Annotated in this window: 8 protein-coding genes and 1 pseudogene; 7 read left to right on the forward strand and 2 right to left on the reverse strand. The window is 60.8% G+C overall.

The window, feature by feature from the left end:
• Positions 1-54: 54 nt before the first annotated feature.
• Entirely contained in the window at positions 55-2,892 is a 2,838-nt protein-coding gene (locus tag AWB75_RS30485) for an ATP-dependent Clp protease ATP-binding subunit (protein ID WP_061127735.1), read from the forward strand.
• A gap of 48 nt (positions 2,893-2,940) precedes the next feature.
• Here the strand turns inward: AWB75_RS30485 and AWB75_RS30490 are convergent, their stop codons facing one another.
• Together AWB75_RS30490 and AWB75_RS30495 are read right to left on the reverse strand one after the other, a co-directional pair.
• Entirely contained in the window at positions 2,941-3,213 is a 273-nt protein-coding gene (locus tag AWB75_RS30490) for a UBP-type zinc finger domain-containing protein (RefSeq protein WP_087087015.1), read from the reverse strand.
• A 53-nt stretch (positions 3,214-3,266) separates the two neighbouring features.
• Entirely contained in the window at positions 3,267-4,502 is a 1,236-nt protein-coding gene (locus AWB75_RS30495) for an NAD(P)/FAD-dependent oxidoreductase (protein ID WP_087087017.1), read from the reverse strand.
• Between the two features lie 343 nt (positions 4,503-4,845).
• Here AWB75_RS30495 and AWB75_RS30500 point away from each other — a divergent pair, with 343 nt between their 5' ends.
• From AWB75_RS30500 to AWB75_RS30525, 6 genes and pseudogenes are all read left to right on the forward strand, one after another.
• Positions 4,846-6,060 carry an alkene reductase gene (locus AWB75_RS30500; RefSeq protein ID WP_061127737.1) on the forward strand — a complete coding sequence of 405 codons (1,215 nt, stop codon included), beginning with the start codon at positions 4,846-4,848 and terminating at the stop codon, positions 6,058-6,060.
• Positions 6,044-6,505, forward strand: coding sequence for a host attachment protein (locus AWB75_RS30505; protein WP_327220133.1), 462 nt, complete (start codon positions 6,044-6,046; stop codon positions 6,503-6,505). The genes AWB75_RS30500 and AWB75_RS30505 overlap by 17 nt, the downstream gene beginning before the upstream one ends.
• A 278-nt stretch (positions 6,506-6,783) precedes the next feature.
• Complete coding sequence (locus AWB75_RS30510) at positions 6,784-7,086, forward strand: putative quinol monooxygenase (RefSeq protein WP_061127738.1); 303 nt, start codon at positions 6,784-6,786, stop codon at positions 7,084-7,086.
• A gap of 869 nt (positions 7,087-7,955) precedes the next feature.
• Complete coding sequence (locus tag AWB75_RS30515; RefSeq protein ID WP_061127739.1) at positions 7,956-8,639, forward strand: type 1 glutamine amidotransferase domain-containing protein; 684 nt, start codon at positions 7,956-7,958, stop codon at positions 8,637-8,639.
• A 1,272-nt stretch (positions 8,640-9,911) separates the two neighbouring features.
• Entirely contained in the window at positions 9,912-10,229 is a 318-nt protein-coding gene (locus AWB75_RS30520) for a co-chaperone GroES (RefSeq protein ID WP_061127749.1), read from the forward strand.
• 107 nt (positions 10,230-10,336) lie between these two features.
• A pseudogene (locus tag AWB75_RS30525) lies at positions 10,337-10,780 on the forward strand (TCP-1/cpn60 chaperonin family protein); the annotation flags it as partial.
• Positions 10,781-10,853: the final 73 nt, after the last annotated feature.

Raw genomic sequence — 10,853 nt, forward strand, 5'->3', positions numbered from 1 at the left:
GCTGTGCGCGCGAAACCAGAAGGACCATCCCCTGCCTACCCTACGGAGAACATCATGCCTACTTGCAGCGTTTGCGGCAAACCGGCAACTTCGCAGATCACGATCACGGAAAACGGTCAGCGTCGTCAGCTGATGCTGTGCGATGAGCATTACATGGAGTTCATGGCGCGCAATCAGCGCCGTCTGTCGCCGCTCGAGTCCCTCTTTCACGGCGGGCTGTTCGACAGTTTGTTTGACGATATGTGGCCGCAGATGGAAAGCGGCCGCGGTAGCCGGTCACGCATCGGAGGCTCGCCCGCACAATCCGGCGGCGCCGATCAAGGTACAGACGCCGATAGCGGGCAAATGGGTGAGTCAGCGGGCGGACACGCAGGCGGACGGCCGCGCCGGCATCGCCGTGCGCGCGAAGCCGTCGACCTGCAGACGTTCTTGAGCGAAAGCGGCCTGGACCGCCTGCAGGCGGCCGCGCAAATGGCGGTCGAGTTCGGCAAGTCCGAAGTGGATACCGAGCACCTGCTGCTCGCTCTCGCCGACAACAACGTGGTGCAGGAGATTCTGCGCGAATTCAAGCTCGATCCCGAGGAGATCAAGAAGAACATCGATCAGAACGCACCACGCGGCAAGCGCGGGCAGAAGACCGACGAAGAACGCATCGGCGTATCACCGCGCGCGAAGAGTGCGCTTGAAAACGCGCTGACCGCGTCACGAGAACTGGGTCACAGCTACGTCGGACCGGAGCATATCCTGATCGGGCTCGTGGAAGAGGAAGACGGCTTCGCGGGTGAGCTGCTGCGCAAGTACGGGCTATCGTCGCATGCGCTTAGGCAGAGGACGGTCAAGGTCGTCGGCAAGGGCGCCGAGGAAGGCACCGTCGAGGGCCGCTCCACCACGCCGACGCTCGACAAGTACGCGCGCGATCTCAGCGATCTCGCCCGGCGCGGCAAGCTCGATCCGGTGATCGGCCGCGACAAGGAAATCGAAACGACGATCGAAGTCCTTGCGCGTCGGCGCAAGAACAACCCGGTGCTGATCGGCGAACCGGGCGTCGGCAAGACGGCGATCGTCGAAGGACTCGCGCAGCGCATCGCCCAGGACCAGGTACCAGAGGTACTGCGTGGCAAGCGCGTCGTCGAGTTGAATATCAACAGCGTGGTGGCGGGGGCAAAGTATCGCGGCGAGTTCGAAGAGCGCGTGAAGCAGGTTCTCGACGAGATCGTCGAGAACCAGGACCGGCTGATCATCTTCATCGATGAATTGCATACGATCGTCGGTGCTGGCCAGGGCGGCGGCGAAGGCGGACTCGATATCGGCAACATCTTCAAGCCGGCGCTCGCGCGCGGCGAATTGCATCTCGTGGGTGCGACGACGCTCAACGAATACCAGAAGTACATCGAGAAAGACTCGGCGCTCGAACGGCGCTTCCAGCCGGTGAACGTGCCCGAGCCAAGCGTCGCGGAGACGATCGAAATCCTGCGCGGACTGCGAGATCGCCTTGAAGCGCATCACAAGGTGAAGATCACCGAGGAGGCGATCGCTGCCGCTGCGAAACTGTCGGACCGGTATATCGCAGCGCGCTTCCTGCCGGACAAGGCCATCGACCTGCTCGACCAGGCGGCCGCTCGCGTGCGCATCTCGTCGAATTCCCGGCCGGGGCAGCTGCATGACATCGAGGCGACCATCCGCCGCACACGTCAGGAACAGGACGCGGCAAGCGCCGCCAAGCAGTTCGACAAGGCAAAGGAACTCGAAGACAAGCTCGTCTCCGAACAGAAGCGGCTAAACGATGCGACCGAAGCGTGGAAGAAGGAACGCGGCACCAGTTCGCAAGAGGTCACAGCGGAGGACATCGCGCAGATCGTGGCGTCGCTCACCGGCGTGCCGGTGTCCGAACTCACCGCCGAGGACCGCGAGAAGCTCCTGCGTCTCGAAGATCGCCTGAAGGAACGTGTGATCGGTCAGGACGAGGCCGTCAGCGCCGTCGCGAAGGCGGTCCGACTCTCGCGCGCCGGTCTTACCGAAGGCGGCAAACCGACCGCGAGCTTCCTTTTCCTCGGACCGACTGGCGTGGGCAAGACCGAGCTCGCCAAAGCGCTCGCCGCAACGGTGTTCGGCGACGAGAACGCGCTCGTGCGCATCGACATGAGCGAGTACTCCGAGCGACATACCGTAGCGCGGCTGGTGGGCGCGCCTCCGGGCTATGTCGGCTATGAGGAAGGCGGGCAGTTGACCGAGCGCGTGCGACGCCGCCCCTATAGCGTCGTGCTGCTCGACGAGATCGAAAAGGCGCATTCGGAGGTGCACAACATCCTGTTGCAACTCTTCGACGAAGGCCGCCTCACCGACGGCAAAGGCCGTCTCGTCGATTTCACGAACACGATCATTATCGCGACGAGCAATATTGGTTCGCAGATGATCCAGGACAACGTGCGATCCGACAAGAAGCAGCTCGACTACCCCGCGCTGCGCGACCGTTTGATGGAAGTACTGCGGCATCACTTCAGGCCCGAGTTCCTGAACCGGGTCGATGAGGTCGTCGTGTTCCATGCGCTCGGCAAGGAGCAGATCCGTAGAATCGTGGACCTGCAACTCGCACGCGTGCAACGCACTGCGGCCGGGCAGAACATTGAGTTGACATTCGACAATTCGCTGCGGAATCATCTCGCGGAGATCGGCTATGACCCCGAGTTTGGCGCACGCATGCTCAAGCGCAAGATCCGGGCGGAAGTGGAATCGCAACTCGCGGATGCGTTGCTGCGGGGGGATGTTCGCGACGGCGACAAGGTCACAATGACCTACGACTCGGGTTCGCACTCTGTGCTCGTGCAGAAGGGCTCAGCACCCGCAGAAGCGGCGACGATCGAAGGGGCGAAGCAAGAACCAGCGCATACGTGAGTCCGGCATTGCGTGAACGAGACGCCGCCCGCAAGGGCGGCGTCTCGTTCACGATTCAACTTCACCTACGACAATCTCGTCGCGATAGCACCAGATCCAAGTTTCGCCAGGTTCGATTGAGCGCACCAGCGGATGGCCGGTCGCGTGAAAATGCTTGCTTGCGTGCCGGTTGGGCGACGAATCGCAACAGCCGACGTGTCCGCACGAAAGACAAAGCCGCAAATGTACCCACGGCTGGCGAAGCTTGATGCAGTCCTCGCAGTAATTAATGGGCGTGTGGAGGATGCGGGCCTCGCCTAGATGCGTGCAACCAGGGGTCATGATCGTACTCCTCGGACAGGCGCGCGGCGTGCGAATCAAGGTTGCGCTGACGCTCACGCGCTATTCAAATAGCGATGCACCAGCGCGACAGCCATCGCCCCTTCGCCGACTGCCGACGCGACACGCTTGATCGACCCGTGACGCACGTCGCCCGCGGCGAATACGCCAGGCACACAGGTCTCCAAATGTAGCGGCGCGCGCTCGAGCGGCCATTTCAGACTCGACCGATATTCCTGCAAGTCGGGACCGGTCACTAGATAACCGGCTTCATCTCGGACAACGCCAACCTCCTGCGCCCATTCGGTCTGGGGCACGCCGCCAATGCAGACGAATAGCCAATTCGTCTTTACCGGGATTTGCCGTCCCGTGCGCACATCGGTCAGCGTAATTTCTTGCAACGTGTCACTGCCTGCGAGCGCGGTAACTTCGGTGCTGGTCCGAACTTCAATGTTCGGCGCCGCCGTGATGCGATCCACCAAGTAGTGGGACAACGTGTTCTTGAGCGAGGTGTCACGCACGAGCATATAGACGCGATTGGCGGATTGCGAAAAGTGCATAGCGGCTTGTCCCGCCGAATTGCCGCCGCCCACCACATAGACGTCTTCGCCATGGATCAGCGCTGCTTCGCTCGTGCCGGCGCCGTAGTAAAGGCCAGCGCCGAGAAAGCGCGCCTCACCTTCCAGGCCGAGCGTGCGATACGCCACACCGGTCGCGCAAATCGACGTGCGCGCCGTAATGCGTGTGCCGTCCTCCAGGTACACGATGCCCTGGCCGGGCGGAAACTCCGCGCGCACGCCGGCGCGCGCGATCAAGATTTCCGCGCCGAACTTGATGGCCTGGTCGCGCGCCCGTTCTGCCAGCTCGGCGCCGGACACGCCGTGCGGGAAACCCAGATAGTTCTCGATTTTCGAACTGCTGCCTGCCTGACCGCCCAGTGCCCAACGTTCCACCAGTACGGTATGCAGCCCTTCCGACGCTCCGTATACGGCCGCGCTCAGCCCCGCCGGTCCCGCGCCGTAAATCGCAAGATCGTAGGCCTCCCTGGATGGACTGGCAAACCAGCCGAGCTTCTCGGTGATTTGCCGGACGGTGGGACATTCGAGCCGGGTTCCGTCGTGGAAGACGCAGACCGGCAAGCGGGAGTCGGAAAGATGCTGCACGTGCGCGAGATCCTCCGCTTCCTTATCGCTGCCCAGTTCGATCCATTCGAATGGTATGTCGCAGCGATGCAGGAAGTCGCGTATCGCGTAGCCGTTAGCGCTGCGCATGCGTCCATAGATCCTGACCATGAACTTGTCCGCCTTTGAGGCCATCCCGGAGTTTTGTTCGTTTCATGCCCTTCACGAGCTAGCAGTACGCGCTCGATAACAGCGATAGACCATATCCCGAACACTTTAGAGACATCGCAGGGGGGTGTCTTTCGCGATTCTGCCGGATTTTGTTGGCTTTCTGCCGGCGCATCCATGACCGCAGGATCGTGACACATCTGAGCAGAAACCGGAAAGAAGGGCGTCCAAGGTCATGGCTAGACTGCCGGTAGAGCGGCGATCCTGTCGATGTGATTTGACGCCGACGCTTCGATGCGTCTTTGGCAGCAGTTTTCGGGCCGAGTCAAAAACACAAGGAGCAAATATGCCTGATACGGAAATCGCACCCGGAGAAGCCCGGCAGCACGACGAGCAAATTTCCCCACACAAGCTATTCGAACCCGTAAAGGTGGGGCCGTACAACCTTCGTCATCGTGTCGTAATGGCGCCGCTGACTCGTTCGCGCGCGAACCGACCAGGCAACATACCGTCGCAGCTCAACGCCTGCTATTACACGCAACGCGCTGCGGCCGCGCTCATCATCAGCGAGGCGACGCAGGTGTCCATGCAAGGACAGGGCTATGCATGGACACCTGGCATCCATAGTCGCGAGCAGGTCGAAGGCTGGCGGCTCGTGGCGGACGCCGTGCACGAGGCGGGCGGGTTGATGTTCATGCAGTTGTGGCACGTAGGACGCATATCACACCCCTCGTTGCAGCCCGATGAAATGCTGCCAGTTGCGCCCTCTGCTGTTCAGCCGAAAGCAGAGGCATTCATTGAGAACGAGCGGGGCGAAGGTGTCGTCGCGCCATGCGTCAAGCCTCGCGCGCTACAGGTCGAAGAGATGCCGTATCTCGTGCGCCAATACTTCAGGGGTGCGCGCAACGCAAAGGCTGCCGGTATGGACGGCGTCGAAGTACATAGCGCCAACGGATATCTCCTCGACCAGTTCCTTTTGTCCGGCACGAACCGCCGCACGGACGAATACGGCGGATCGAGGGAGCGTCGGGCCAAGCTGCTATTCGAGGTGGTCGAGACGGTTTGCGAAGTGTGGGGGCCGGAAAAGGTCGGCGTGCGGCTCTCTCCTCTTGGCATCTTCAACGACATGCATGACGACGACCCCGAAGCGACCTATTCTTACGTCATCGAAAAGCTCAATCGATACGGGCTGGCTTATTTGCACATCGTCAATCCCATGCTGGCGGCGACCGGTGAGGATGTGGCTTTCATCGAGCGCGCGAAACGCATGAGCCAGATGATACGTCGTACTTATCGTGGTGTGCTGATGGTCGCCGGCGGGTTCGACGGAGGCAGCGCGGAAAGATGGCTCGAGGACGGCAACGCGGACCTGATCGCGTTCGGACGTTTGTTCATCGCAAATCCCGACCTGCCGGAGCGCTTGCGGTCGCACGCTCCGCTCAATTCGCCGGATCCGTCGACGTTCTACGGGGGCGGCGAACGCGGATATACCGACTATCCGTCGCTCGCGCAGGAGCGCGGGGAAGCCCCACGGCCCGTCACCGATGGACGCTGGAGATAGACTGTCGCTGACCGGCAAGCCCGCCGTCGTCATGCGACGACTTGCGATGGCCGCCGGGCCGGCGACCGATCACGCTGAGAGGCGCACCATGGCTGACACTACCTGGGTTGTCGTCGCCGACGGCAGCCGTGCTCGAATCTTCGAGACCTCGGGACTTAAACTAGACTTGCGGGAAATCGAGGACCTCGTCAATGTCGCCCCTGGTGGGACGGCGCTGAGCGAGAAGGAACGCGAAAAATTCGCGAAGACCGTCGCCGACCGCGTCGAACAGGGACGGCTCCATCACCAGTATCAGCGATTGCGATTTGCCGTGGAGCCGAAATTTCTCGGCCTCCTTCGCGAGCGTCTGAGCGAGCAGACACGTCAGATGATTTTCGAGGAGATCAACGAGGATCTCTCGGCCCTCGACACGCGCGAAATTCAAGCACACCTGAGAAGGCATTGAAGGCGACCTGCCCGGTCGTGGGCCACATCCACTGTGTCAACCGCCGCGCCTTGACAGGTCGGGCCGACGAAACGCAATAGTCAACCGAACATGTAGCCGCGAACACTGAGCAGCGGGCGCGACTTTCTTCGGATTGGCGCAGTCGACCGAAGGAGACTCTAGCGGAACTTCTTGCGCTCAAAAGAGTAAGCTGGCTAGGGCGTGCGCCACGCATGCGTGAAGAGATCGAAAGGCAGTTTCCGTCGATACCCGTAAGCGGCATCAACACAGAGGCAGACATGGTCAAGACAGCGCTGTTCGTCCGGCTTGAAGCGAAGCCGGGCAAGGAGCAGGAAGTCGAAAGCTTCCTCATGGGCGGATTGCCGCTCGTCGAGCAGGAGCCCGCGACGATCGCGTGGTTCGGGCTGAAAATCGCGCCATCGGTGTACGGCATCTTCGACGCGTTCCCCGACGACGCCGGACGCCAGGCGCACCTGTCGGGCAAAGTAGCCGAAGCGCTGATGGCGAGGGCCCCGGATCTCTTTGCTAACTCGCCAGAAATTATGAACATCGATGTACTCGCGGCGAAGCTGCCGTCGTAGCCACGGACTCGAACCGGTGACAATGGATTAGGAGTCCGTTGCTCTGCCTCCGAAGCTCACGAGCCGAAATAGACCTTGCCCGCCGCCTGTCCCGCATGCACATGTGTTCTCAACGACCTTGTTGCGCCGGGGAGCGCATCCAGTGAGGAAGCGTCCGCTACAGCGCGGTCGGCCGACGCTCAGTTCGCGCAACGACTGAATTTCGATTCTCCGGCCTTCAGGTGCGGTCATATTAGTCTTCGGAAGTTTAAGCGTGAGCACTCTCCAATGTCGAACTGCGCGTCGGTGTGATCGACGTCCACACCGTATGGTTCGCATAATTGTCGGGGTGTCGATTCGACGTGCCAGCCAACCGTGCATATCCCGCCCGGCGCGTACCTTCGGATGTTGACGGGGCCGTTGACGCGATGACGATGACATCAAGAGTAGGCTCTTGCCGGTTTCACTTCTTCATTCTTGCAAAGATTTGTCGGATCTCTGCGCTCCCGCTGCGCGGCTTCCGATGTGAACGTACAGCAGCATTGCGCAAAAACCGAACAGGTGCAGGGAAGAAAATCTGCCGCGCGCGCCCTACCGTGGCCCTACCGCGGACGAATGCGTGCGGTGCAGGGCGTAGCCTGCGCGTGCGTTAGTCCATTCACAACCGACGAGCAACAGCGATGAGAACCGACGACGACATTAAACAAGATGTAGAGTACGAACTGAAGTGGGATCCGGACATCGTGGCCGAGGGGCGGGAAAGGACACAGCACCAGACCGGAGGCACCCTCGGCGCTCTTGATGGGCGCCTATACGGCCAGAGCGACTTATGTTGATGACACCGCTCTTCGGCTCGTTGCAACGTGAATTAACGGACTCGCGAGGTTGTCATGAAAATCCTGGTGATACTCACTTCACACGACCAGCTCGGCGATACGGGCCGGAAAACCGGATTCTGGCTCGAGGAGTTTGCCGCGCCTTATTACGCGTTCAAGGACGCAGGCGTCGAGATGACACTCGCTTCGCCAAACGGCGGGCAGCCGCCTCTCGACCCCAAGAGCGACGATCCGGATTCGCAAACCGAAGCGACCCGGCGCTTCAAGAAGGATGACGAAGTGCAAGCGGCACTGGCAAACACAGCGAAGCTCTCGACTGTCTCCGCCGCGGACTATGACGCCTTGTTCTATCCGGGCGGACACGGACCGCTATGGGATCTGGCAGAAGATCCGCAGTCGATCACATTGATCGAAACCATGTATGCAGCGGGAAAGCCGGTCGCCGCGGTTTGCCATGCTCCCGGTGTGCTCCGTCATGCAAAGGCGCCCGATGGCTCTCCGATCGTGCGAGATAAACCCGTAACCGGCTTTGCCAATTCAGAAGAAGCGGCGGTCGGACTTACGGAAGTGGTGCCTTTCCTCGTCGAGGACATGTTGAAGAAGAATGGAGGCAAGTATTCGAAGGGGCCGGATTGGCAATCCTACGTGGTCGTCGCGGAAAGCCTGATTACTGGCCAGAATCCCGCCTCGTCGGAAGCAGCGGCAAAAGCGCTGCTCTCGAGGCTGAGCATGGCCTGATACGACGCTCGAGTTGAAGGAATGAGTCATGGCAAAGGCGACCGGGGCCAGCAGAACCGAACCCCGAAACCAATCGAGCGACGTGATACATGTGCCCGAACTTGCAGCAGCGCGCACCCCGCACTTCCCTTCGATCACGCCGGGAATCTTTTCACGAACCAACGTCGCTGCCTGACGGGAACGCGAACGGCGCTCGTTTGATCACGTCATGGGGCTTTCTGTTGCTGTCCGTGTCAGCTGGCTGATCTCCCTGTCTGAGGCGACGCCGTATATCGACCAGACGCGTTCAACCTATACCACGAAACGTCGAAGCAATGATTCTGGCCGCAGTGCTGGAAACGGTCTCTGTGGAAGGAAGGATCTGACAGTTCTGCTCCGATCGGTCACGGGTCAAGCACCAGGAGATTTTGATGGACAGGAATCTTCCCGACAAATGGCAGAGCGTGCCCCTTCAGTCCGCCGTCGACGAGGTGCCCGTTATGCGACCCTGTTCGATATGACACTCGTGCTCACTGTCGCTTTTTCGCTATTAAACTCGCGGTCGAACTGTTCCGCAGTGAGAGCCTGAACGAAGTGGTGGCCCTCGTTGCGGCGACCCCAGTACGGGCCATACTCACCCTGCGGCGCAGAGGTTTTTCATCAGCAGCGCTCTGCTTCGATTCCACGTTCTCTTCAATGGCGCAGCTTCGAGACGGTGGATTTGCTGGTGCTTGACGCAGCCTGGCAACTCGGCGCGTGAGACGTGGAGCGTGTCGAGCAGCGCAGTTGCAACGTCATGTGCGCAAGCGCGGCAGAGGCGCTCGCCTGCCGGCAGGCGTTCGGTTTCTACGAGGCAGACGCGAGCAACAGGGCACCGCGAGACTATGACGAGAGCGGGCGCGAAAGCTTAATGCAACTCGCTGCGCGCCGATGCTATCTCCGCTGGTTTTTTCGACCTGTGCAGTCCGGCTTGTGGCGCGGGCTCAACGAAGCGGACAACACATTGGGGGCTGATGGCCGACGCCGGCCCCCGTGTCCTGCAGCGCCTATATTCTCGCCGGCGAGACCACCGGGGGGCGCACGGTTTATCGGTTCGGCCGAGTGCATCGTATTCTGCTGCCGCTCTGATACAAGCAGTTACAAATCGAGCTTTCGCCACCCCTTAAATCGAAAAACGCCCACCCTTATTTCGCTTTTCGCCAGGCTTGGCTCGGCTGCACGGTGGCACTTAGCGTGTCGCAGTCGTGCAGCCGGATTCCCTTTGGTGATCCTTTAATCGCTCAGGAGATGGAAATGCATATTCGTCCCCTCTACGACCGGGTTATCGTCAAGCGAATCGAAACGCAACGGACGACAGCTTCGGGCATCGTAATTCCCGATTCAGCGACAGAAAAACCAGAACGAGGCGAAGTCGTCGCAGTCGGCAGCGGCCGGCTGCTGCAGGACGGCGCGCTGCGCCCGCTCCAGCTACAGGTCGGTGACCAGGTTCTATTCGGCAAATACGCGGGCCAGACCGTCAAGGTCGATGGCGAGGAGTTGCTCGTCATGCGCGAGGAGGACGTCATGGGCGTTCTCGAGACCGACGCCGGTTCAGCGCGCAAGGCTGCCTGAACTTAAATCGGGTCCCCGACACTCGACTGGTGACGCCGGTAGTGCGACCAGTCAATGCATCGGTCAATCGCGACCCGCTGGTCAACGACGAACTCCGGAGCAATAACATGAGCGCAAAAGAGCTCGAATTCCACGACACCGCCCGTGCCCGCATCGTCAAGGGCGTCAATATGCAGGCCGATGCCGTGAAGGTTACCCTTGGGCCCAAAGGCCGAAATGTACTGATCGACCGCAGCTTCGGCGCGCCGGTCATTACGAAGGATGGGGTGTCAGTCGCCAAGGAGATCGAGCTTAAGGACCGGTTCGAGAACATGGGCGCGCAGATCGTTAAACAGGTCGCTTCGAAGACGGCGGACGTGGCCGGCGATGGCACCACAACCGCTACCGTTCTCGCACAAGCGATCGTTCAGGAAGGCATGAAGCATGTCGCCACGGGTATGAATCCGATGGATCTCAAGCGCGGCATCGACAAGGCCGTCGCGGCCTTACTCGACGACCTGCGCACGCTGTCGAAGCCGATTTCGACAAACCGTGAGATTGCTGTCACGGGGCGGCACTATGGAGCCATTCTGAGGGCGGCGTAAAGGCGCCACCTGATGGGCGGCGTAATGGCGCCACCGCAAG

The organism is Caballeronia catudaia (assembly GCF_001544755.2).
Taxonomy (GTDB): Bacteria; Pseudomonadota; Gammaproteobacteria; order Burkholderiales; family Burkholderiaceae; genus Caballeronia; species Caballeronia catudaia.

Bases quoted from the DNA above. Each gene is read 5' to 3' on its own strand.
- AWB75_RS30490 (WP_087087015.1), bottom strand. From the start codon at position 3,213: ATGACCCCTGGTTGCACGCATCTAGGCGAGGCCCGCATCCTCCACACG.
- AWB75_RS30520 (WP_061127749.1), top strand. From the start codon at position 9,912: ATGCATATTCGTCCCCTCTACGACCGGGTTATCGTCAAGCGAATCGAA.
- AWB75_RS30485 (WP_061127735.1), top strand. From the start codon at position 55: ATGCCTACTTGCAGCGTTTGCGGCAAACCGGCAACTTCGCAGATCACG.
- AWB75_RS30510 (WP_061127738.1), top strand. From the start codon at position 6,784: ATGGTCAAGACAGCGCTGTTCGTCCGGCTTGAAGCGAAGCCGGGCAAG.
- AWB75_RS30495 (WP_087087017.1), bottom strand. From the start codon at position 4,502: ATGGTCAGGATCTATGGACGCATGCGCAGCGCTAACGGCTACGCGATA.
- AWB75_RS30515 (WP_061127739.1), top strand. From the start codon at position 7,956: ATGAAAATCCTGGTGATACTCACTTCACACGACCAGCTCGGCGATACG.
- AWB75_RS30500 (WP_061127737.1), top strand. From the start codon at position 4,846: ATGCCTGATACGGAAATCGCACCCGGAGAAGCCCGGCAGCACGACGAG.
- AWB75_RS30505 (WP_327220133.1), top strand. From the start codon at position 6,044: ATGGACGCTGGAGATAGACTGTCGCTGACCGGCAAGCCCGCCGTCGTC.